Below are 24252 nucleotides of genomic sequence, written 5' to 3' on the forward strand. Positions count from 1 at the left end.
GGGATATACTTGCCATTCATTTAGATTGTAATCACTAGAACATGTTTAATATTTCTATTATGAGAAAAGTTTGGATTGGTGTGGTATTACTGTGTGGGGGACAACAAATCTGTGCCCAGTCAGACACTTCGTCATTGGAAGAAGTAGTAGTGTCGGCTTCAAAATTCAAATCTTCAAAACAAGGGGTCTCTCAAAAAATTGACGTCATTGGACAACCTTACATAAGCAAGGTAAACGCGCAAAACACCGGCGACTTATTGACAAGTACGGGTAATATCTTTGTTCAAAAAAGCCAGCAAGGTGGCAGTAGTCCGGTAATCAGGGGATTCGAAGCCAGCAGGGTGCTGCTGGTAGTTGATGGTATCAGGATGAATAATGCTATTTACCGGGCAGGACACCTCCAGAATGTTATAACTGTAGATCAGAACATGCTCGAACGGGTGGAAATAATGTACGGTCCCTCTTCTACTCTATATGGCAGTGATGCACTTGGTGGCTCTTTACATTTTACTACGCGGGCAGTGAAGTTGCCTGACGCCGAGAAGAAGATGGTCGTGAACGGCAATGCTTTTCTGAGATATTCGTCTGCAAACAATGAACGTACAGGGCATGCTGATATAAACATTGGCTTTAAAAAAATAGGCTTCCTTACTTCGGTAACTTTCAGCGATTTCGATGACCTCAAAATGGGTCGCAACTACCCGGATAAATATCCTGATTTTGGCAGAAGAACCTCCTATGTTGATGTTACAGGAACCCCGCCTACAGATTTAGTAATGTCAAACAACGATGACCGGGTACAAAAATATTCGGGTTACCTCCAATGGGATCTTCTTGAAAAAATTACTTTCCAGCACACCAAAAACGTTTCGCATACATTGAATTTACAATTATCAAACAGTACTAATGTTCCGAGATATGACCGACTCCAGGATTTAAGAAATGGCACGTTGCGTTATGCTGAATGGTTTTATGGTCCACAGAAACGGAATTTGGCAGCATACATTCTCAATGTGAATAATATCGGAGCTCTTTTTGATGATTTCAGACTCACAGTAAGTTACCAGGACATATCAGAAAGCAGGCAACAACGGGACTATCAAAGATATGATCGCTTTGACAGCAGAAGAGAGAATATCAAAGTATTTGGGGCTGTTGCTGACGCAAGGAAAAGATTTGGAGATAACGAAATAACTGTTGGTGCTGATGCACAGTTAAATGATCTTAACTCAATAGCTGATCGTACAAACCTGTTGACCGGTGCGGTATCAAAGCTGGATACCCGTTACCCGGATGGAAAGAACCGAATGAATCATTTTGCTGTTTATGCCCAGCATGCATTAAGTCTCGAAGGTGGCAAGTGGAAGCTCAATGATGGCATAAGATTACAAACAGTAAACCTTCATTCTACAATAAATGATAACTCTTTTTTTAGCCTGCCGGTGACTGATATGAAATATAATCTTCAGTCGCTTACTGGAAATTTAGGGTTGGTATACCAACAGCCAACATGGAAAGGCGTGATAAATGTTTCATCTGGTTTCAGGGCGCCTAATATCGATGACCTTGCAAGAATATTTGAGTCAAGCACCAGTGTGCAAAGAGTAGTGATTCCAAATGCCGGCATCAAACCAGAATATACGTACAATACGGATCTTGGTTTTAGCGGAAACATTGCCAAAATGTTCAAATGGGATGTCTCTGTATTCTATACTTCTTTCAGGAACGCTATTACTCTCGCTCCATATCAATTAAACGGACAGGATTCAATCATTTATAATGGCACAAAGAGCCAGGTGGTGGCAAATCAAAATCTCAATAAGGCCTATATGTATGGGTTCAGCGCAAAAATCACCGCAACATTGAACAAACATTTTTCTTTGTATTCAACATTGAATTATACAAAAGGTCGATACAAAACTGACGAAAAAACAAAAACAAATATCTACCAGGAACATACAAACGGTGAATACATTCTGGTTCAGGCCAATGTAAAAGAAAAGCCAATGGATCATATCCCACCAATGTTCGGACTTACTAGTTTCGAATATAAAAATGAATGGCTGAGCGCAGAAGTGTTTGGCCAGTATTTTGGATGGAAAAAACTGAGCGAGTATAATGCAGACGGAGAAGACAATGCGCAGTATGCAACTGCAGATGGTATGCCTGCATGGATAACCCTTAACTTGCGGACCTCTATTAAAATTACCGAGAATTTGCGGGTTCAGGGGGCTATTGAAAATATAACTGACAGAAATTACCGAAATTTTGCGTCAGGTTTTTCTGCTCCGGGAAGAAATTTCATCTTATCCTTGCGTACTGCTTTCTGAAATTTTAATTCTTCAGAAAACAGATAATTATGTCGAATGATTCAACACTTATTATAGCAAAGAAAACGAGGTGGTACCGTAAATGGCACCGCCGCGTTGGTTTGTTTGTTATTATTTTTCTTCTTGTTATCTCGGTCACGGGTATCCTCCTCGTCTGGAAAAAAAATAGCAACGGTCAAATACTTGCCGATTCAAAAACCGGTAGCAGTACATCGCTCACCGATTGGAAATCTTATGATGCACTTGCGGCTGATGCAAAGACCGCTTTGCGCAGCAAGTATGGGAATGATGTTTCAGTGGAGATAAGTCGTATAGACGCCAGGCCTGACAAGGGAATGGTCAAATTTATTTTCGAGGGACACTATCATGCAATACAACTGGATGCGTCAACCGGTCGCGTTTTACATTACGAAGAAAGACGGGCGGATTTTATAGAGCAGATTCATGATGGAAGTATCATTGATAATCTGGCGGGTACTAAAGGTTATGCAAAACTTATCTATGGTACAATTGCAAGCCTCGGCCTGCTTATCTTAACAATTTCGGGATTTTGGTTATGGTACAACCCTAAAAGAATAACGAAGAAAAAGAGAAAGACCGGTGATATAAGCAAGCGGGTTAATCTATCAGCAAAGGCCAACATACAACAGTAAAGAATAAACAGTAAAGAAATAAATACCGATCAGAAACGCCAGATCAGGTGGCCCTGTCCTTTGTGTTTTTAATCAGGCTGATACCCGCGGAAAAAAATATAGCACCAAGAACTCCTGCAAAAATGATCGACTTGATATTTTTGTTAGATCCACCCCCATTCATAAAAGTTACCCCAGCGTAAATCAGACCAACAACACCCAGTATAGATAGTATTATCCCTAAAATTCGCTTTTCCATTTTTTATAGAGGTTTTGTCTTAAAAATAAAATTCTAAAAATATAAGTATTACGGGCAACAAAAAAGCCGTGATGCTCACGGCTTTTCATATACTAAAAGTCTGCCAGCCTCAGGATATCTGAATCACCCTTGGTGGTTTTTGTCTGGCAAAAAAAGCAATAGTCGCCTGTTAACCAGGCGACTATTGGAATGTGACCCCCCTGGGGCTCGAACCCAGGACCTACTGATTAAGAGTCAGTAGCTCTAACCAACTGAGCTAGGGAGTCAAAAAGGATTGCAAATATAAAGCATGTTGTCTTTATATATTCATTCAAATCAAAAAGAGTGTAACTATCCGGGAGCTATACAGTACAGTAATTTCAACTAATTCTGCCTAAGACTGCGTTAATCTCACAGGTTATATCTAGCACTGATCTCCAGCATCCGGTCAATTGGCTTTCTTGCGGCAAGCCGGATATTCTCGTCCATTTCGATTTCCGGAGTTTCATACTCCATGCACAAATAAAGCTTCTCAAGCGTATTCAGCTTCATATGTGGGCAGTCGTTGCAGGCGCAGCTATTATCAGGTGGCGCTGGGATGAAGGTCTTGGAAGGAGAAGCTTTTTGCATCTGGTGCAGAATGCCGGTCTCTGTTGCAACAATATATTCTGTAGCGTTATCTTCTAATGTATATTTCAGCAGCCCGGTAGTTGAACCAATATGGTCAGCAATTCTAAGAATATGATCTTCACATTCGGGATGGGCAATTAATTTAGCTTTTGGGTGGCGAATCTTAAGCCTGGTTATTTTTTCCAGACTAAAAATCTCATGGACCATACAGGCCCCATTCCAAAGAACCATATCCCTTCCGGTTTTCTTAACCAGGTACGCACCAAGATTTTTATCAGGAGCAAATATTATTTTCTGACTTTTTGGAAGACTTTCGACTATCTTTTCTGCGTTACTCGAAGTGCAGATAATATCGCTGAGTGCCTTAATTCCAGCTGAACAATTTATATAGGAAATTACTATATGATCAGGATGTTTGTCTTTGAATGCTTTGAACAAAGCAGGTGGAGCGGAATCAGCAAGTGAACAACCCGCTTTAAGGTCGGGAAGAACGACTTTTTTGTTTGGATTGAGGATCTTAGCAGTTTCGGCCATGAAATGCACACCGGCAAAAACGATGAGGTCTGCACTGGTATTCTGCGCTTTCTGAGCAAGTCCAAGGCTATCACCGATATAATCTGCAACGTCCTGAATATCAGGCTCCTGGTAGTAGTGAGCGAGTATGATAGCATTTTTTTCTTTTTTTAATCTTTCGATTTCGTGAAACAAATCCAGCCTGGCGTCAATTTCCAGATCCAAATATCCAACTTTCTCAACACTTTGTTTCGCTGCAGCAATGTGCATATCTCCCATAGTATTTAATATTAACTATATAATTTTATAAAAGAAACCTATTACTATTACGGGTGTGAATTAGGGGATAAATTTCCCCTACACTGTTTTGGAAAATCTAAAATTACCTGTTTATCAACAATTTTCCACAGCCTATTAACAACCTGAATGCCAGTATGGTTGAGTAAAATTCAAGGTTGTCCACTTGTGTTGAAAAAGATTTCATTGTATAATAACCGCGAAAATTTCCCAAAAAAGCCTGTGCAATGAAAACTAATAAATGGCACTTTGTTGACCTCGGAAATGTTGATAACCATATACCTTCATTTTACCAGCCAACTATCCACCAGAATCAAGGAGAAATATCCCGGGTTTTCCACTGATATTTATTTTTATCAACGGTAACTGTTAATCATGTTTTCACATCGTTGTTTCACAGGCTTTTCTGTATCGCCGGATTTGTTAAAATATTGTGCTCGCAAACGGTAATTTTTTTAGCTGTAACCCGCAGTTCATCGCTATTTCGTCAGGTTTTCCACACTTTGTTCATAACCAATTTTCCCCTATTTTTGCCGTCCGTTTGCCAAACCTTCATTATTTATTAAATCAGACGATTAAACCGTTATGTCTATTATTCAAAACATCCGTGACAAAGCCGCGTGGATTGTAAGTGGTGCGATTGCTTTAGCCCTGATCGCCTTTATTGCTCAAGATGCCTTCCAGGGTGGCGGCCGCGGAATCTTCAGCGGCAACTCTACAACATTAGGTAAGGTTAATGGAAAAAAAATCGAAGCTCAACCTTTTGAAGAAAAGGTTAAGATAATGGAAGAACAATACCGCAATGCGAATTATCCTGTGAATGACATGATGCGTCAACAGATCCGTGACGGTATCTGGAACGAAACAGTGGAAGATATTATTCTTGCCAAAGAATATGATAAGCTGGGTCTTACAGTTTCAGATAAAGAACTAACAGATATGTTGTATGGAGCTAATCCTCCTCAACAAATTCAACAACAGTTTACAGATCCTAACACTGGTGTCTATAATGCCGATGCTGCTTACCAGGCTATTAAATCACTTAAGAAAGGCACTCCTCAACATGCAAGCTTCTGGGGTGAGTTTATTCCATCTCTTGAGAAAGCAAGAATAAAAGAAAAATACCTTACCCTGCTGGGTAATAGTTCTTATGTTCCGAAATGGATGGTCGAAAAGATGAATGCAGATGGTTCACAGGTTGCATCTATATCTTTCGTAGCAGTTCCTTATTCTACAGTTGCCGATTCTACAATTAAAGTAACTGACCAGGAAATAGCTCAGTATGTGAATGAGCGCAAGCAATCATTCAAACAGGAAAAAAGCCGCAACATAGAATATGTGTCTTTTGATGCTGCTCCAAATAAAGAAGATTCTGCTACTATCTTCAGCCAGGTTGCTGCTTTAAAAAATGATTTCGCTGCAGCGACCGATTTACCTGCATTTATGATGGGTAACGGAAGTGAAACAGAATTTTATGATGGTTATATCCAAAAGTCTAAGATGCAGGTTGTAAATGCAGATACACTGCGTACGCTTGCCGATGGTCAGATATATGGTCCTTATTTAGATGGAGGCAACTATGTTATAGCCAAAATGATTGGAAAAAGGATTGTTCCGGATAGTGTAAAAGTCCGTCATATATTGATAAAGGTAGCTGAACCGCAAACCGGTGCTATCAGAACAGACAGTGCTGCAAAAAAATTGATTGACAGTATTGTTACCGCTATCAACTCGGGTGCTTCTTTTGATTCGATGGTTGTTAAATTGAGCGAAGATGAAGGATCTAAAAACACTGGTGGTGTTTACGAATTTGCTTCGACCCAGTTCGGAGATCTTAGTAAAGAATTTTCAGAAGCAGCTTTTTATGGAAATGCTGGTGATAAAAAAACGGTCAGGGTTGAAAACTCCAAATATACCGGTTACCATTATATAGAGGTACTTTCTCAGAAAAATTTTGAAACAGGATATAAGATTGCATACTTCTCGAAGCCTATCCTGGCTAGTGATATTACACGTAACACTGCGATGGGACTGGCCTCTCAGTTCGCTGCAGAGAGTCGCGACCGCAAACAGTTTGAAGCGAATGCAAAAAAGAAAAATGTAAATAAATTTGTTGCAGCTGATATCAAGCCACTAGATTATACCATCTTCGGACTTGGAGACAGCAGGGAGCTTGTAAAATGGGTATTTGATGCCAAAGCAGGCCAGGTAGCCGAACAACCTTATATGGTTGGAGATAAATATGTGGTACCAGCTGTAATGGCAGTGTACGAAGAAGGAACCATGCCGGTCGAGAAAGCAAGACCATTGATTGAAGCTAAAATCAGGAACAATAAAAAAGCAGATATTATCATCAAAAAGATCGGTACTGCAAATACACTTGAAGCTGTTGCCCAATCAAATGGTCAGATGGTAAGCAAAGCTGATAGTGTCCGTTTTTCTCAACCAAATATTCCAAACATAGGCCCTGAACTTAAGGTAGTCGGACTTGCATTCTTTAAAGGAATTCAGGGCAAAATATCTGCACCTGTAGCCGGTGAGCTTGGTGTATTTGTATTGAGAACTGATAACTTGTCTACCGTCCCTAACCCTGGATTTGATGCTGGCCAGCAGCAGAAAATGCTTCAGCAACAACAAAAATCCTTCGCCGCCAGGATGATCCCGGAAATCATTAAAAAGAACGCTGAAATCAAAGATGAGCGCTATAAATTCTTCTAAATATAAAATTCTATAAAAAAATTCCCGGTTGCTGAGATGCGCCGGGATTTTTTTTGCCATAGATGGAACCAGCTCTTTTTGATTTCCATAACTTTCCCCATGGTTGACTTCCGTTGAAAAAACAGTAAATTTGTAGTCAATCATGAATGAAGAAATTATAAATAAAGTTGGTCAGAGCGCTCTGACTACTTTAGACCTGGAAAATTATTATCCGGTGGAAAAGGTTATTGTATTTGACCTGAAGCCACTTCTTTTTATGGAAATGATCATAAAAGAAAAGGATTTCAGAGCTTCCCTTCAAAACACAGATTGGACGGTGTACCAGGGCAAACCAGTTACCGTAACCTGCTCTGCCGACGCAATTATCCCGATGTGGGCATATATGCTGGTTGCCTCTTATTTGCAACCGGTAGCAGGCGATGTGTTTTTTGGTACTGCTGAAGACGCTATCCGCCAGATCTTTCAAAAAAACTTAGAAAGCATCGATATCACTGAGTTTGCTGATAAACGCATCGTAGTGAAAGGTTGCGGTGATCTTGATTTAGGTCCCTTTGCTTATCTTGCCATAACAAAGAAATTAAGACCCGTTGTGAAGAGTATCATGTATGGAGAACCTTGTAGTACAGTTCCTATTTTCAAAAGGAAATAGTGTTCAACTTTAAAACCACCCTCGTCTACGAAATACGAACAACATCCAGATAGGAATAAAAAGCATAGTGGTGAGTGCAATAAAGAAACCGTATTTATTATGGATATAAGGTATCGTTTCAAAGTTCATCCCGAATATTCCACCAATTACCGTTGCCGGTGCAAGTAAACAGGTCACTATAGCCATTACCTTCATCACTTCATTCATTCGCAGATTAACATTGTTAATGTACAGGTCCTGCATTGAAACCATGATATCGCGGTAGTTCTCACTCAAGTCATAAGCCTGGACAATGTGATCATAAACATCTTTAAAATATTTGGTGGTCCGGTCTTCCAGCAAATCACTTTCACTTCTTATTATCCCATTCACCAGGTCCCGGACCGGCGCCAGGTTCCTTTTCAGGACTATTAATTCTTTTCTAACCTGGTTTATCCTTGCAAGTGATTGTGGGTTGCTACGGTATATAAGCTCACCTTCCAGGATTTCGATCTCATCTCCAAGTTTCTCCATAACGTTGTAATAGTTATCAACGATCAGATCAAGCATGGTATAATTCAGATAATCGGCACCCCGTTGTCTTAGCTTACTGTTGGCTATAGCAAGCCTGTGCCGGACCGGATCAAATACATCACGGCTTGCATCTTCCTGGAACGATATGACAAAGCCTTTACCGAGTGCAATACTGATCTGTTCTGTTTCAACTGTTTTTTTCTCCGAATTGAAATATAACATGTTCAACAAACAAAACATCACTCCTTCCACTTCATCCATTTTTGGTCTTTGACCTGTACTAAGGATGTCTTCTATAAGCAGTTGGTGAATACCATAATGATTACACACCACTTCAACTTCAGACTTTCTTAGTCCGTCAATGTTAATCCAGGTAATGCGCTCACTTTCTTTAAACTGGAAGCAACTTTCAACATGCTCGGCCTTTTTTTCTATGAGCGTTGTGGCGTCATAATCATAGATAAAGGTTTGAACATCCTGTGCTTCTTCACGCAGGGGAACGATAGTCGGGTTAACATGTAATATTTCTTTTGTACGGGCAGTGCCGAACAAAGCCGGTAATGCCAGATACTTCAAATACTTGGTAGGCTGCATACGGATAAAGGTAAAAAAGAAAAACGGGGCACAGGCCCCGTTTTTCTTTGAAAATAATATAAGCAATTAGTCTGGTCTAGTTAATGCTAAGTAGCGTAAGATCTGGTCCGCCCATATTCCCTACGACCTTCACCATTAAAGGCAAAGCAGCATTGTTCAGGATCCAGAGTTTACTGGCTTTGTCAGGTGATTCAAGATAAATAACATCAACGGATTTGTCTCCAACTTTGAAATCGTTGTCGGCAGCAGAGCCAACTACCGTAAACTCAACGTTATTGTGTTTTAATTTTTTGTCCTTTGTAACAGTTCCCCACTGATCCTTTGATATAATCAATTGAGCTTTGTCGTCTGGCAGGACCAGATCTACACCTGGTTCGGGATTTTCACTGACAGAGCCAGATGAACTTTGTAAAGACTTTTGTTTCATTATCCATGCTCCTTCCCCATACCCTTCTACGCTCCACCCGATCTTGAGATAATCGGCAGCCATAGAATCAATTTTAAATCCTACCGGGATTTCCTGGCCATTCACATTGGCTAAATACTGCATTTTTGTTCCACCTTTCACATTCGGAACAAATTTGTCCTGAGTGAAACCAATCAACGAAATCATCAATCCCGCAACCAATAAACAAGCTTTCATAAATAAAATTTTTATTGAATATAAGGGAAAGATTTATTCAAAAGGAGATCTCATGAAAACATTTTTTTGGCGGATTCAGATTGCCGGCTGTCGGGGATCGGGGATAATAACAGCGCCGGTAAGGCGCGATTATGCGAAATTTATATAATCTACGCAATTCGTTTGCGTAGGTGTTAACCCTTAATTGACGCGACCTTGCGCATTTCGTTTAATGAGTGGGACCACTTTTTAAGCTCAATAAATAAGCCGTCCGCTATCCTATTTGGTCTTCACCGGCAACAAATTTATCATCCTTAATAAATTTCGTAAAAAACGGAACATTAACGGCCGTCTCGTACTGGCAATAATGATTTTTAAATTTATCATATTTGTAATTGTTTTTAAAAACAGGTCTAATCTTTTCAAAAGTAGATAACAAGAGCCTGTCAACAATTGTTATAGTTCTTTTCACAGCAATCACACAATGGAAAAGCGTATTATTACATGCAAAATTTATTATAAGGGTGAGGGGCGAATCAGCAACGCAAAGGAACCTTTTTTAACTTTGAGAGACTATGCCATTTAATCTTCATACACCATATCAACCAGCGGGTGACCAACCGCAGGCAATACAACAGCTTATCCAGGGAATTAATGAAGGAGAGGCGCACCAGACATTACTTGGCGTAACGGGATCCGGAAAAACCTTCACGATCGCAAATGTGATCCAGGCTGTTCAGAAACCAACGTTGGTACTTACCCATAATAAAACACTGGTTGCACAGTTATATGGTGAGTTCAAGCAATTTTTTCCCGATAACGCAGTAGGATATTTTGTCTCCTACTATGATTATTATCAACCGGAAGCTTATATGCCGGTAAGCGATACCTACATTGAAAAAGATCTTTCAATAAACGAAGAGCTTGACAAATTAAGGCTACAGGCCACAACACAATTATTAAGTGGCCGAAGGGACATTATTGTGGTTGCATCGGTGAGTTGTATTTACGGTATCGGTAATCCGGCCGAATTTGAAAACGGAATCATCCGCATAAAAAAAGGACAAACACTCTCCCGCCAGGGCTTTCTTCATTCATTGGTCAATTCGTTGTATTCAAGAACTCACGAGGAATTTAAACGCGGAACCTTCCGGGTTAAAGGTGATACGGTTGATATCAACCTTCCTTATGTTGATTATGGATACCGGATCACTTTTTTCGGCGATGATATCGAAGAGATCGAAACTTTCGATGTGAAAACGAATAAGCGAATGTTGAAGATGGAAGATGCAGCTATATTTCCGGCTAATTTATATCTTGCTCCGAAAGATATGCTGCAGCAGGTTTTGTATGAGATCCAGGACGAAATGCAGCTTCAGGTTACATATTTCAAAAGTACAGGCAAATTCATCGAAGCCCAGCGCCTCAGTGAGCGTGTGAATTATGATGTTGAGATGATCCGTGAGCTCGGTTTCTGTAATGGCGTTGAGAACTATTCACGATTTTTTGATCGTCGTAAACCCGGGTCAAGGCCATTCTGCCTGCTTGACTATTTCCCGAAAGACTTTTTGTGCGTTATCGATGAGAGCCATCAGACAGTACCGCAGGTAAGCGGAATGTATGGTGGAGACCGTAGCCGTAAACTGATACTTGTAGATTATGGATTCCGTCTTCCCTCTGCACTTGATAACCGCCCGTTGAATTTTCATGAATTTGAATCGATGTTGAGCCAGACTATTTATGTATCGGCTACACCGGGCGACTATGAACTGGAAAAAACAGGTGGTGTTGTTGTTGAACAGGTGGTAAGACCGACCGGCCTGCTGGATCCGCCAATTGAAATAAGGCCAAGTGTTAACCAGATCGATGACTTGCTGGATGAGATTGATAAGACGGTTAAAAAGGGAGACAGGGTTCTGGTTACAACACTCACCAAAAGGATGGCCGAGGAGATGGATAAATACCTTCACCGGATTAACATCAAATCAAAATATATTCACAGCGAGGTTGATACCCTCGAGCGTATAGAGATCCTGAGAGAACTTCGTTTAGGCGTTATTGATGTACTGGTTGGTGTGAACCTGCTGAGGGAAGGACTGGATCTGCCTGAAGTGTCGCTGGTAGCAATACTGGACGCAGACAAGGAAGGATTTCTCAGAAACGAAAAATCACTCACACAGACATCGGGCAGGGCTGCCCGTAATGTGGATGGCCGTGTAATCTTTTATGCCGATGTTATGACAGATAGCATGCGGAAAACTATTGATGAAACTACCAGGCGGCGCGAAAAACAGGTCGCTTATAATATAGAACATAATATAACCCCACGCACCGTAACAAAAAGCAAGGAGCAGGTATTTGCGCAGACTTCTGTACTTGATATCAAGGGCTATGATCCGGCGAACCCCTATTCTGTTGCGCCTGATGCAGAGCTGGTAACAGTAGCGGCGGAAGAACAGGAAACCTATCAGACTATACCACAGGTTGAGAAAGGAATTGTGAGGATCAGGAAAGAAATGGAAAAAGCCGCCCGGGATCTGGATTTTATGGAAGCTGCAAGGCTAAGAGATGAAATGTTCCTGCTTCAGAAAAAGCTGGAAGCAATGAAAAAATAAGCACACAAAAAGAGCACACATAACTTATTACCTTCGTCGAATGGAGAAAAAACTGTTTTTACTTGATGCATTTGCTCTGATCTTCAGGGCCTACTATGCCCTGATCCGCAATCCAAGACTCACATCAAAGGGACGTAATACCAATGCACAATTTGGATTTATAAATACACTGGTTGAATTAATTAACAACCAGAAGCCTAGCCATATGGCTGTTTGCTTTGATACACATGCGCCAACAGAGCGTCATACAGATTTTACTGAATACAAGGCAAATCGCCAGGAAGCACCGGAAGATATACTCGAAGCCATACCGGATATAAAAAGAATCATCAAGGCTTTCAATATCCCGGTTGTAGAGATGGATGGGTTCGAGGCAGATGATGTGATCGGAACATTAAGCAAGCTGGCTGCAAAAGCAGGATACGAGGTTTTAATGGTGACACCCGACAAAGATTATGGACAGCTGGTGGATGAGCGGGTAAAAATTTACAAACCTGGTTACCAGGGCGGAGATGCTGAAATCCTGGGTGTTAAGGAAGTTTGCGAAAAATGGGGGATAAAAGACGTTTCGCAGGTAATAGATATACTTGGGTTAATGGGTGATGCCGTGGATAATATACCGGGTATACCCGGTGTGGGCGAAAAAACCGCGGCAAAATTACTGGCTGAATATAATACACTTGAAAATGTACTTGCAAACGCAGATAAGATCAAAGGGGCTTTAGGAGAAAAGGTTCGCAAGGGTACCGACTCGGCAATCATGTCAAAAAAACTGGCTACCATTATTTGCAATGTGCCTGTGGAATTTCATGAAGAAAATTTCAGATTAAAGGATTGGAACAAGGAAGAACTGCGCGAAGTTTTTACAGAGCTTGAATTCAAATCTGTTGCAAAGAGACTGCTTGGCGAAGAGCTCAGTCCGGGCACAGCGCCGGAAGGGGTACAAACTGATCTTTTTGGTAACGCTGTACCGGCGGCTAAAGGCGCTGCCAAAGCTTCCCCCAAAAGTTTTACCCCAACGCAGGATCCAATCGCTGAAATTATCAACGAAGGCGATGCACCACCCAGCCTCGTTGCAGCCCGGAATATTAATAATACTGAACACCGGTATCATCTTATCCAGGGCGAAGCCATACCGGCATTTGTTGAAGCCCTGATGGGCCAGACTGAGATCTGCTTTGATACTGAAACGAATAACCTCGATGCGAATGACGCGGAACTTGTAGGGATGAGTTTCTCGTTTAAGCCCGGTGAAGCCTATTATGTTCCGACACCAGCTGATCAGGCCTCAACAAAACAAATTCTTGCACAATTTGCAGGGCTTTTTGAGAATCCTTCCATTAAATGGATTGGACAGAATCTCAAATATGACATGCTTGTATTAAAATGGTATGGCTATGAACTCAAAGGCTCCTGGTTTGATACTATGCTTGCGCATTATGTAATTGAACCGGATGGCAAAAGAAGCATGGATATGTTAAGTGCTCAATTCCTGGGTTATGACCCGGTTCCGATTGAAGACCTGATTGGCAAGAAAGGAAAAAGCCAGGGCAACATGCGTGATGTCGAGATTGAAAAAATAAAGGACTATGCTGCCGAAGATGCTGATATCACTTTGCAATTAAAACATGCACTACAACCATTGCTTACCACAAAGGTTGTTGAAAAGGTTTTTTACGAAGTCGAAAATCCTTTGCTGGCGGTTCTTACCGATATGGAGTATGAAGGAATTAAAGTCGATGTTGACTTTCTGAATGTCTATTCTCTCGAGCTCGATAAAGACGCAAAGAGAAGCGAAGAAAGTGTCTATGCTCAGGCCGGACTGCGATTCAATCTTGCTTCGCCAAAACAACTTGGTGAAGTTCTTTTCGAAAAACTTCAACTCGATCCAAAAGCAAAAAAAACAAAAACGGGTCAGTACGCAACAGGTGAAGATGTGTTATCAAAACTTGCACATCAGAATAAGATTGTTGAAGACATACTGGCATTCAGAGAGCTTACCAAGCTTAAGTCCACCTATGTTGATTCACTACCGTTGCTGCGTAACCGAAAAACCGGCCGGGTCCATACTTCATACGCGCAGGCGGTTGCTGTTACAGGCAGACTTTCAAGCAATAATCCCAATCTTCAGAACATACCCGTTAGAACAGAACGCGGACGCGAAATCAGGAAGGCCTTCATTCCACGCGATGAAAATCATGTATTGTTATCAGCCGATTATTCACAAATCGAATTAAGAATTGTGGCCGCCATCAGTGGTGATCCGGCAATGTGCGAAGCTTTTAAACAAGGGAAAGACATTCATACTGCTACGGCTGCGAAAGTGTACAATGTTGAGGAAAAGGACGTAGTTAAAGAAATGAGGTACAAAGCCAAAAGTGTGAACTTTGGAATTATTTATGGCCAGGGTGCTTTTGGCCTTGCTGACAATCTTGGTATTTCCAGGACGGAAGCGAAAGAAATCATCGACAATTATAAAAAGCAATTTTCAGGTATTCAGCGTTACATGGACGATACAGTGAATTTTGCAAGGGAACACGGTTATGTTCAAACGCTGGTTGGCCGCAAGAGATGGTTAAGAGATATCAACTCTTCAAACTTTACCGTCCGCGGATTCGCTGAGCGAAATGCTATCAATTCACCTATACAGGGCACGGCAGCGGATATGATCAAGCTTGCAATGGTTAAGATTCACCAGGTGTTTAAAGAAAATAAGTTTCGCACAAAGATGATACTACAGGTGCATGATGAACTGGTGTTCGATGCGATAAAGGAAGAAGTGGATATAGTAAAACCCATTATCCTTGAATGTATGCGCCAGGCGTTACCTCTTCCAAATGATGTACCGGTTGAAGCCGAAATCGGCGCAGGGACGAATTGGCTCGAAGCGCATTAAAGAGAATTATGAATTATGAGTTATGAGTTATGAAAGAGGTTTGCTGTGAATCAATGTCATCATTCATAACTCATCATCTGATCTCATCTAATCAAATCACTCAACTCACCACTTACCACTCACCACTTTGATTCCGTCGACAGTTTCGAATTTAATTAAGTGCATAAATGACACTTGTACAACGTTTTAACCCGGCTTTAATTCTGTAGCTAAAAGATTGCAAAGAATGATGAAACGGCCCTTTATTTGCAACTCTATAACAGGAACCGTCATCTTGAAAGAGTATCTTCAGAGTGACAATTTTCAGCTTTGATGTCAAATAAAAAAAGCCTGTATGAAAATAAAATCTACAATTCTGCTGTCCCTTTTAAGCATGCTGTTTTTCAGTTTTGCAACCCGGGCCCAGGAGGCCTGGCCTAAAGTGATTAAAGGGTCCGATGGTTCCACCATCAGGTTATACCAGTTTCAACCAGAAAGCTTCAATAACAATTTACTTAAGGCAAGCGCGGCTATATCCATCACTAAAGAGGGAAGCACAGATCCGGTTTTTGGTGTTGCCTGGCTCGAAGCCGTAACTTCAACCCAGGGCCAGCAGGTTCAGATAGCTTCAATGAAGGTTTCATCCATAAAATTACCTGGCGATATAAGCGACGAAAACCTGGAAAGCCTGGGAAATGATCTGGAGAACAATGGCAATGCTCTTGATATAGAAATACCGTTGAACGAACTTCAATCTTCGCTGGAACTAAATAATCAACAAAAGGAACTTTCAGGACAAATCAGTAACAAGGCACCTAAGGTTATTTATAGTACCAGTCCTTCTATCCTGGTTGTTATTGACGGCGAACCTAAGATTCAACATAATGATAAATGGGGTGTTGATGCAGTAGTCAATACTCCGTTTACACTTGTAAAAAGTGATGGTAGTTTTTATTTGCATGGTGGTAAACATTGGTACATGGCTCCTTCCGCAAAAGGTCCGTATAGCTTGACAACAACGGTATCCACTCAATTAAGAAAGATTGAAGAGCAATTAAAAGCCCAGACTTCTCAGGAAAATAAAGAGAACCAGGAAAACCAGGAAGCAGAAAAAGATGAAAATGTAATTTATAAGATAGTAGTCAGCACCCAGCCTGCCGAACTCATTCAATCGAGTGGGGAGGCGAAATTTTCATCGCTTGAGAACACAGGATTGTTATTTGTTTCCAATTCAGGTGACGATATATTCATGGATGTTGATTCACAGAATTATTATGTTTTGATTTCGGGCAGATGGTATCACTCAAAAACCTTAAGTGGCAATTGGGAATATACCGCAGCAGATAAGTTGCCGGCAGATTTTGCAAAAATACCGGAGGGTTCACCGAAAGATCATGTGCTTGCAAGTGTTGCTGGCACCGAAGCCGCAAATGATGCCGTACAGGAAGCGGCTGTTCCCCAAACAGCAAAGGTTGACAGGAACAGCGCACAGGCCGAAGTTGCCTATGATGGAGATCCGAAATTTGAAGATATTGATGGAACAGATCTTGACTATGCGGTTAATACTCCGGCTTCAGTTATAAGATGGAAAGGGCGCTATTATAGTGTTGATAACGGTGTTTGGTTTGAATCAGCACGCGCAACCGGTCCATGGGTAGTAAGTGTTAGAAGGCCTTATGCTGTGGCTCTGATTCCTCCGAGCTATCCGGTCTATCATATGAAGTATGTATATATCTATGATGTTACTCCCGAATATGTGTATATGGGTTATACCCCCGGTTATCTTAATACATTCGTTTACGGTCCAACGGTAGTTTATGGAACAGGATTCTATTACAGACCCTGGTTCGGTACGCATTACTATGCCAGGCCATATACCTGGGGTTTTAATGTAAGATACAATCCATGGATGGGGTGGGGTTTAGGCTATCATTACAGTTCAGGTTGGTTTAATATCAACATCGGTATTGGCCATCAACCATGGGGATATTGGGGTGGAGGGTGGTGGGGACCACGTTATTACCGCCCTTCTTATTGCTGGTCACCTTCCCGTTATGGCGGAAGTTACTATGGACGAAATAACTACTACTACAATAGAAATCATAACTACAATTATGCAAACAGGAATTATTCAGGAAATATATACCGTAACCGTAGCGGTTTAATCAGCCGTGATTACCAAAGAATAAGCTATAACACTCGCAGCAGGTTCACCCGAAACGGCGATTGGTCTAACAACAATCGTTCGAATCGTCCTGGTAGTTATAACAACGGTAATAACTACAATAACCGGAATGATAATAATCGTTATAATAACAGTAACAATAACAATCGCTATAACAACCGCGACAATAACAATCGTGAAAACATAGGTAACAGGCCATCAAATAGAACTGACAGGCCGGTAAGGGAATATAATCCTGCCAGGAGAACAGATCCCTATGGTCGTAACAATAATATTAATCCGGGAGCAACCCCCAATAACAATGGGAACAGGGAGCGTGTAAATCCGGCAAATAGCAATGGGAACAGGTACAACAATACTAACCGTGATCCCAATAATAATCGTAACGTCGATCCAAACAGAAACAATCGTAACAACGGTAATATCAGCCCCAGAACAAACGGCGATAATCAAACCGAAATGCCAGGCAGAATAAGCCGTCCTGAAAGAGGAGAAAGGTTAAACAGCAATCGTCCGGAGAATAATAATAGCCGACCTGTATCGCCTTCTCTACAAACACAGCCACAGCCACGACCAGAAAGACAAATTCAATCCAGGCCGGAGAGACAGATTCAATCAAGACCTGAGAGACAGTCGCAGCCACAAATGCGCGAAGTGCAGAGAAGATCTGACAATGGACCATCTATGAGACAGCGTGAAAGTTCTTCACAGGGCAGATCCGCTGAACGCTCTAACGGTTCGCCTGGCGGAAGACGTGGGGAAAGAGGATAAATAACTGATATAAGATTGTTTATTCTGCAACAATTACAACTTATACAGAACTATCAAAAAGAGATATTGAAACAAAAGCAAAACTCCGGCAGCCACCGGAGTTTTGCTTTTGTAATATTGTTTAAGAAGTTTGCTGGTCAACAAATTCTATTATCGCCAACAAATGCTACCATCCTGTTATCACAAGCTTTCTGCTTTCTATCAGTTTATTATCGGAGATGAATCCTATTATATATGTGCCAGGCGTATAAAGATACATTTCCACTAACTCCTTACCCGTTACATCTGTTTCCCGGATACGTTGACCTATTGCGTTCCAGATCACAACAGTTTTAATCTTCTGTAGTTTATCGATTGACACCATAAACCTACCTGTGCTTGGGTTAGGCCAGATAGCAAACCTGCTTGGTTTTGACTGCCCATCAATAACGATGATATCAGAATACATGCGGTTGCCCTGGTAGTCGATCATTACGATACGGTAATAGGAAATGCCGCTGTATTTGTTCGGATCATTAAGTGTGTAATTAAGATAAGAGAAGCTATAACCATTAATTGCTTTTGAGTCCATCGAGTCAACGCTCTTCCAGTTTACCTGGTTATCAAATCTGCGTTGCACGACAAAGTATTTGATATTGATTTCTGGTCTTGTCGTCCACGCGAGTTTTACCAGTTCTGAGTTCAGACGAAATCCATTAACGAGCAGGTTTGTTCTGGCGCTGTCAGCAAAGGCAAATGAAATTTTTGTAAAGTATGACTGCGCACCCATTTCACCTGAAAAGCTACGACTGTTCATCGCGGCTGTTGAAATACCGGGACCGGTTGTAATTATTCCTGGCGCGGAGGGCGCAATCTTAAAACGACCAGTGTCCCATCCTGACGAATTGTAATGAGATATATAAGACAACAAACGATAGCTGTTAAACTTCGACCCTTCTTCCGAAACCTGGTGTTGCAGCGAAAGTTCCACATCATCCTGGCCGGGTCTTAATAACTTACCGGTTTGCCAGGTTTTATTTACTGACCATTCGTTCAGCAGGGCTCCGGTTATCGCGTTTCTTAATACAGTATCGGAAACTGCTACATAGAAGTCATCGGGATTATCTGATCTGAGATATATTGAAGCAGGGGAATAACCATTTATAGTTGAACCCACCGGGAAAGAAACATGCCCATGTTTCTTTTCAATTTTTTCTCTTAGCAACATACCACCATCAACTTTACCACCTGTTACTACGAACCTGGATTCATTATAACCTGAAATAACACCTGGAAAATTATGCCCGACAACCAGGATATTATCGCTGGTAAATACATGCCCCGATTTGAATTCAAGCTGTTGCATTATTTTAGTGGAACCGCCAATCAATCTCAACCCGGATGGATTATTGATCTGAAGATTTGCAAACATTGGCCCCGTCCTGGTAGCCGCGTTATAACCACCTGTAAGATATTGTTGTGATGGCAAATTGCCGGTAAGCCTCGTATCTGGTACAAGGAAACGAAGAAGACCGCCTTGGCCGGCAACACCGTTTCCAAAAGAACTTTCATCAGTAATAGAAGAAGCAATATCGTTGGTCCAGGTTAATCCTTTGAAGTTAACCGTTGCATTTTTTCCAATACCAAACTGGCCGTCATTAAATACATTGGCAAAAATGGTTGCGGAATCGCTTGTAAAAAATATTTTCCCAGACTTAGGAATATAGAAGCCTGGTTGAGCTATGGAAGTTTTCACCAGCGCAATTAATAATCCGAAGAATAAAACAGTATGTCTGGCTATCGTTTGCATTTGTCAATACCCTTCTAACCTGATATACACTTTTGTATTTGTATCGTTGTGAGACTCGAAACCCTCAGACGAAGACAAGGCAGCTGTAGTTTTACTTTCAAGTACTTTAATCACGATGGAAGTGGTAGAGTTACTGACAATAGTTGCTACAGGATAGTTAGTTATTGCACTACCACCTTTCGCGGTTACCTGGGCAGATACAATAGTGGCAAAACCGATGTTTGCCGGTATTGTTACTGTTATTATTCCGGTTGCAGTGTTTGATACTTCTGCAACCCAGACCTTTGTTATTTCATTCACCGCCGCTGTACCCGTTCCGCTATAATAGGTTGGAGTTTTAGTCCGTACTACTTTGCCGGTTGGATCCACACCAATCACTGCGGCATCGGATGTCATCGTAGAAGTGCTCGTAAGATTTTCAAGTCTTAAACCGGCATCATTCGCAACCCCGGTTTTAATGTGCATCAGGGTTGAAGGAGCTAATGTGCCGATTCCAACCTGGCCCGTGGCGCTTATCCGCATTCTCTCGTTGGCAGTAGCAAATCCACCTGTGAAGAAACGCAGCGTCTTTGCTGCCGTTCCATTACCAATCACAAAATCACTTCCTGTTGTATACAAGTATGCATTGTTAGCTCCATTCAGAATAGGGTAAGAGGTATTTGAATACCCACTTGAATTAATTCCAAGGTTAACGAAATTTGTAGTTTCAGTTCCATTATTGGAGGTAGCTACAAGATCAGAACTTGCAGTGTTTCCCGCAGATCTGTTCTGCACGTTGATCTGGAGATAATTATTTATTGAACCTTTGCCAGTCATCAGGTTAAAAGACTCGGTAGTGCCTGCATCAATAAGAAGCTTTTCCGGATTTGTGACATCGAAACTGTTAGAGCCTACCGCCATGCGACCACTTTGAAGCCGCATCATCTCTGACATTCCTTCGACATAATCATAGCTTTTGAACACAATTGCTTCATCCCCATCATCCCCGATAATAAACTCAAACCCGCCACTATTACTGGTACCTGTGGACCCTAATTCAAAATAATCTGTCCCTGCAGCGCTTCCTTTTATGCGAAAATTTCCATTTGCATCAACAAACATCTTTGGTTTATAAAATTCTGCACCGGGAGCATAAAATTGGAGAGCGGATCGTAAATGGAAAACCTGTTCATTATTATTATCATAATCAGTATAAGCCTGTGTGAGTCCCAACGTCTGGCGGCGACCAAATTCTGCAAAGGCGCTATTGAAAGACCTTAACACAAGTGCCTTATCATCCAACGTTCCAAGAAACTCCGTTGCGCTATTGATTCCCGTGTTGCCGGTTTTCAGCCATTGACTTGTTATGTTTTCAGCATAAGTCAGCGCTTTCCAGTACCCGTTTGAACGAGCATACATTTGTTTGGTTGGAGTAAAGTAAATGAGCATTCCATCTGGCGGAGCCATCACGTTGATCAAATTGGTATCGGAGATCCGAACAAGTAAAAGACCCTGGTTTGTTGAACTCAGTTCAAGGACAGCAGATTTATTTACTGTATAAGGATTCGTACCCAGTTTTAATTGTTGAGCTTGTGTAACGCAAGTGCCTAATAAAATCGTGATTGATGTAAGTAACCAACAGGTAAAAGGCTTCATAGGGAATCCGTTAAGCATACAAGTTTGAAACCGAAGTTGCTCTTTTATTCCAGTGGAAAGAAAGAGCAACTCAGGTCAAATAATTTCAGCTTATTTTTTTATGATATACCAGTTGCTGCCGTCTGTTTGTAATGTTACATAAGTCCAGTCATTGTATATTATATAATTAGCTCCACCGTCAATTGTAGCAGCTGTAGGAGTAATGGTCAATTGGTTGTCGATACCTCCGATTCCAATTTTTTTGATAGTATAGATTCTGCCCGCAAAAGTACCAGGGTTAGGGAGCGTTAAGATAATAGGTGCTGAACTAGTGTTTGCAAGAATAGTATTATCAGTAGCAGCAGCAGTATAATTTGTTGTGACGGTTTTGATTGCCATTGCAATTGAACCTTCAACCTGAACTGTTGAATTCGCGCTGCCGGTTGACCCTATAAGCATGGCTTTATTAGCAACTACGCTATCTTTAAATGTCTTGGTACCAGCGAATGCCTGGCTCGTTGTACTAACCACACCACGGGCTGTAGCAGCTGCATCCGGAACATTAATGAAAACACTGTCATCATTATTTGTGCTGACGCTAAGATCAGTGCCACTTTTAGTGAAAGCAAAAGCCTGTGCGGTATCACGGTTGCCGTTAATACTACGGATTGCATTTCCGAAAGCCGCTGCACTAACCTGGCGTTTTTCAACCAAGCCGTTGCTGATAACAAGCACTGAATCTGCACTACTGTTATTTGCAACTGTTTTTAAAGTAAGACTACCGTTCACAGTAGCGTTATTGTTGAAGGTTTTATCTCCGCCAAAAGTCTGCGCTCCTGCTGTTACAATACCAGGGTTTGTTGCATCAGCCGGATGAAGAATAATCTGGCGGGATGTACTGTCTATTACAATAGAAGCACCATTAACATTAGAACCTGAAGCTACCGCACCGATGGTAATAGTTTGAATAGCGCTCTGTATTTTTTGCCAGTCAGCATATGTAAGAAAGCCATAAGGTTTGTTCACACTTGAACCGTTCTGAACAGGGAGATATAAAGCGATAGTGCTGTCTGCCGCACGATTTTCTATTGCGACGGTATCGGTTGTTGTGCTTGGCGCAGCAGTGAAGCTTAATGTTTGTTTCTGAATGCCATTGATTGCTTTTATTGCATTTTCAAAGGAAGAAGAAGACATAGTTCTTTTATAAACCGAACCATCAGCATTTAGAACAAGTACGTCAAGTTCAGAGGTGCCGGCCGCAAGATTTTGTAATTTCACTGATCCGTCAACATTCAGCTTTGCAGTGGGATTATTTGTACCAATTCCAACATTGCCTGCAGCATCAATTCTTAAACGCTCAGTGTTGTCTGTACGGATAACAAGCGGTTGTCCATCCACTGTACCAATAAACTGGTTCGCAGGATTTGTTCCGCTATTACCAGCCAGTGACCAGTTTGAAGTAGCTTCAGAAAGATCGGCAATCTTTTTCCACACTCCGTTACTGCGAAGTCTTAAGCTTTTATCAGTATTGAGATAGATAATCATACCATCCGGTGGAGTGAGTGTATTGATTGCAACGGTATCGGCCAAACGTGGTAAAAGCAAACCCTGCCTGCTACTTTCCAGTTCTAAAATAGAGGACTTTTGTATGTTGGTAGGATTGTCACCAATTTTCAGCTGTGCGTTTGCCACCATGGCTGTCCCCAACAATAAGAGAAATACAAAAAGGGATTTTGATTTAAGGAGTAAATTTGAGGTCATTTTTGGGGTTTTAAGGATATGGAATTAGGTTCCGCAAACAATAAACACATGTTATTCACAAAAATTGCAATGAATGTTTACCCTAATAAGACAAATAAACATTAACACCTAGTCAATCAACTAAAACACATTAAAAATCTATTAAAAACCTGTCCAGCAATTTTAAATATTTCATAGTTGATTTGCATTACATAATTGATTTACATGAAGCAGCTAATTTATTGCTACGACGCATACTGCATATGGTGTTATGGTTTCAGCCCGGTGATGCGGAAAATTACTGAGAAGTATAGGACAAGTATTCCGGTTGAAGTGTTATCAGGCGGAATGATAATCCGGAATCCCCCCAAACATATCAGCTTAACATCAGGTTATGTTGCTGAATCATATAAACAGGTTGAAAAGGTGGCGGGTATAAGTTTTGGCTCCGATTATCTTTGGCATGTTCTGAATACGGATGATAGCGATTGGTTCCCTGATTCACGGAAACCGGCTATTGCTCTGTGTATATTCAAGGAGATGTTTCCCACGCTCCAGGTTTTTTTCATGGCGGATTTACAATTTGCATTGTTTTATGAGGGGCGGGATCTCTGCGATAACGAAGCATATCGCCATCTGCTTGATAAATATCATATCGATCACGAAGCGTTTTACAAGAAATTGTCTTCCACTGAATATGCAGAAATGGCGAATTATGAATTCGCCCTGGTAAAACAATTGCAGGTTAGTGGCTTTCCCGCAGTTTTCGTACAGACATCCGACACAAAGTTTCAACTGGTTGCAAGAGGATACACAGACTTTGATACAATTGATAACAGGATAAAGCAGGTTCTGGCAACAGGTAACCAGAGCGACCAATAAAAAAAGCCGCTGGTGCTGCTGCCAGCGACTGGCCTAAGAAATTTC

General features: G+C 41.3%; 15 protein-coding genes and 1 tRNA gene. 8 read left to right on the forward strand and 8 right to left on the reverse strand.

The genetic code is table 11. From position 1 onward, the window contains the following. Window positions 1–59 precede the first annotated feature (59 nt). Together VK664_RS26550 and VK664_RS26555 are read left to right on the forward strand one after the other, a co-directional pair. Window positions 60–2330, forward strand: a complete 2271-nt coding sequence (locus tag VK664_RS26550; protein WP_461401754.1) for a TonB-dependent receptor — start codon at window positions 60–62, stop codon at window positions 2328–2330. A gap of 29 nt (window positions 2331–2359) precedes the next feature. Then, window positions 2360–2983, forward strand: coding sequence for a PepSY domain-containing protein (locus VK664_RS26555; protein WP_461401755.1), 624 nt, complete (start codon window positions 2360–2362; stop codon window positions 2981–2983). 43 nt (window positions 2984–3026) lie between these two features. Here the strand turns inward: VK664_RS26555 and VK664_RS26560 are convergent, their stop codons facing one another. From VK664_RS26560 to nadA, 3 genes are all read right to left on the reverse strand, one after another. Next, window positions 3027–3221: a hypothetical protein gene (locus tag VK664_RS26560; RefSeq protein WP_461401756.1), complete on the reverse strand. Its 195-nt coding sequence runs from the start codon at window positions 3219–3221 to the stop codon at window positions 3027–3029. 192 nt (window positions 3222–3413) lie between these two features. Then, window positions 3414–3487, reverse strand: a tRNA-Lys gene (locus tag VK664_RS26565). 124 nt (window positions 3488–3611) lie between these two features. After that, a complete protein-coding gene (gene nadA / locus VK664_RS26570) occupies window positions 3612–4622 on the reverse strand; it encodes a quinolinate synthase NadA (protein WP_461401757.1) in 1011 nt (336 codons plus the stop codon). A gap of 603 nt (window positions 4623–5225) precedes the next feature. Here nadA and VK664_RS26575 point away from each other — a divergent pair. Both VK664_RS26575 and VK664_RS26580 read left to right on the forward strand, forming a co-directional pair. After that, complete coding sequence (locus tag VK664_RS26575; RefSeq protein WP_461401758.1) at window positions 5226–7358, forward strand: peptidylprolyl isomerase; 2133 nt, start codon at window positions 5226–5228, stop codon at window positions 7356–7358. Between the two features lie 142 nt (window positions 7359–7500). Continuing rightward, a complete protein-coding gene (locus tag VK664_RS26580) occupies window positions 7501–8007 on the forward strand; it encodes a DUF2480 family protein (protein ID WP_461401760.1) in 507 nt (168 codons plus the stop codon). A gap of 9 nt (window positions 8008–8016) precedes the next feature. Here VK664_RS26580 and corA read toward each other — a convergent pair whose 3' ends face one another. After that, window positions 8017–9114, reverse strand: coding sequence for a magnesium/cobalt transporter CorA (gene corA / locus VK664_RS26585; RefSeq protein ID WP_461401761.1), 1098 nt, complete (start codon window positions 9112–9114; stop codon window positions 8017–8019). 76 nt (window positions 9115–9190) lie between these two features. Beyond that, complete coding sequence (locus tag VK664_RS26590; RefSeq protein ID WP_461401762.1) at window positions 9191–9757, reverse strand: hypothetical protein; 567 nt, start codon at window positions 9755–9757, stop codon at window positions 9191–9193. A gap of 554 nt (window positions 9758–10311) precedes the next feature. Between VK664_RS26590 and uvrB the strand changes: the two genes are divergently transcribed. The 3 genes from uvrB (at window position 10312) to VK664_RS26605 (ending at window position 18182) form a co-directional block, all read left to right on the forward strand. Continuing rightward, window positions 10312–12351 (forward strand): excinuclease ABC subunit UvrB, encoded by a 2040-nt coding sequence (gene uvrB / locus VK664_RS26595; RefSeq protein ID WP_461401763.1) that lies wholly within the window; start codon window positions 10312–10314, stop codon window positions 12349–12351. 40 nt (window positions 12352–12391) lie between these two features. Continuing rightward, window positions 12392–15247, forward strand: coding sequence for a DNA polymerase I (gene polA / locus VK664_RS26600; protein ID WP_461401764.1), 2856 nt, complete (start codon window positions 12392–12394; stop codon window positions 15245–15247). 334 nt (window positions 15248–15581) lie between these two features. Beyond that, on the forward strand, window positions 15582–18182 hold the full coding sequence (locus tag VK664_RS26605) for a hypothetical protein (protein ID WP_461401765.1): 2601 nt from the start codon (window positions 15582–15584) through the stop codon (window positions 18180–18182). Window positions 18183–18348: 166 nt separating this feature from the next. Here VK664_RS26605 and VK664_RS26610 read toward each other — a convergent pair whose 3' ends face one another. The 3 genes from VK664_RS26610 to VK664_RS26620 all read right to left on the reverse strand — a co-directional run bounded on the left by VK664_RS26610 (window position 18349) and on the right by VK664_RS26620 (window position 23346). Further along, window positions 18349–19917 carry a T9SS type A sorting domain-containing protein gene (locus VK664_RS26610; RefSeq protein ID WP_461401766.1) on the reverse strand — a complete coding sequence of 523 codons (1569 nt, stop codon included), beginning with the start codon at window positions 19915–19917 and terminating at the stop codon, window positions 18349–18351. Window positions 19918–19974: 57 nt separating this feature from the next. Continuing rightward, on the reverse strand, window positions 19975–21624 hold the full coding sequence (locus tag VK664_RS26615; RefSeq protein ID WP_461401767.1) for a hypothetical protein: 1650 nt from the start codon (window positions 21622–21624) through the stop codon (window positions 19975–19977). A 72-nt stretch (window positions 21625–21696) separates the two neighbouring features. Next, the gene (locus tag VK664_RS26620; protein WP_461401768.1) at window positions 21697–23346 is read right to left on the reverse strand and encodes an autotransporter outer membrane beta-barrel domain-containing protein; all 1650 of its coding nucleotides are present in this window, start codon (window positions 23344–23346) and stop codon (window positions 21697–21699) included. 204 nt (window positions 23347–23550) lie between these two features. Here VK664_RS26620 and VK664_RS26625 point away from each other — a divergent pair, with 204 nt between their 5' ends. Further along, complete coding sequence (locus VK664_RS26625; protein ID WP_461401769.1) at window positions 23551–24207, forward strand: DsbA family protein; 657 nt, start codon at window positions 23551–23553, stop codon at window positions 24205–24207. Window positions 24208–24252: the final 45 nt, after the last annotated feature.

This window comes from Flavitalea sp. (genome assembly GCF_035489435.1).
GTDB lineage: Bacteria > Bacteroidota > Bacteroidia > Chitinophagales > Chitinophagaceae > DATHKG01.

What these genes read in the sequence shown, in the direction of transcription:
- VK664_RS26625 (WP_461401769.1), top strand. Translation starts at nt 23,551, where the DNA reads ATGAAGCAGCTAATTTATTGCTACGACGCATACTGCATATGGTGTTAT.
- uvrB (WP_461401763.1), top strand. Translation starts at nt 10,312, where the DNA reads ATGCCATTTAATCTTCATACACCATATCAACCAGCGGGTGACCAACCG.
- VK664_RS26590 (WP_461401762.1), bottom strand. Translation starts at nt 9,757, where the DNA reads ATGAAAGCTTGTTTATTGGTTGCGGGATTGATGATTTCGTTGATTGGT.
- VK664_RS26605 (WP_461401765.1), top strand. Translation starts at nt 15,582, where the DNA reads ATGAAAATAAAATCTACAATTCTGCTGTCCCTTTTAAGCATGCTGTTT.
- VK664_RS26560 (WP_461401756.1), bottom strand. Translation starts at nt 3,221, where the DNA reads ATGGAAAAGCGAATTTTAGGGATAATACTATCTATACTGGGTGTTGTT.
- VK664_RS26575 (WP_461401758.1), top strand. Translation starts at nt 5,226, where the DNA reads ATGTCTATTATTCAAAACATCCGTGACAAAGCCGCGTGGATTGTAAGT.
- VK664_RS26620 (WP_461401768.1), bottom strand. Translation starts at nt 23,346, where the DNA reads ATGACCTCAAATTTACTCCTTAAATCAAAATCCCTTTTTGTATTTCTC.
- nadA (WP_461401757.1), bottom strand. Translation starts at nt 4,622, where the DNA reads ATGGGAGATATGCACATTGCTGCAGCGAAACAAAGTGTTGAGAAAGTT.
- VK664_RS26550 (WP_461401754.1), top strand. Translation starts at nt 60, where the DNA reads ATGAGAAAAGTTTGGATTGGTGTGGTATTACTGTGTGGGGGACAACAA.
- VK664_RS26615 (WP_461401767.1), bottom strand. Translation starts at nt 21,624, where the DNA reads ATGCTTAACGGATTCCCTATGAAGCCTTTTACCTGTTGGTTACTTACA.
- polA (WP_461401764.1), top strand. Translation starts at nt 12,392, where the DNA reads ATGGAGAAAAAACTGTTTTTACTTGATGCATTTGCTCTGATCTTCAGG.
- corA (WP_461401761.1), bottom strand. Translation starts at nt 9,114, where the DNA reads ATGCAGCCTACCAAGTATTTGAAGTATCTGGCATTACCGGCTTTGTTC.
- VK664_RS26580 (WP_461401760.1), top strand. Translation starts at nt 7,501, where the DNA reads ATGAATGAAGAAATTATAAATAAAGTTGGTCAGAGCGCTCTGACTACT.
- VK664_RS26555 (WP_461401755.1), top strand. Translation starts at nt 2,360, where the DNA reads ATGTCGAATGATTCAACACTTATTATAGCAAAGAAAACGAGGTGGTAC.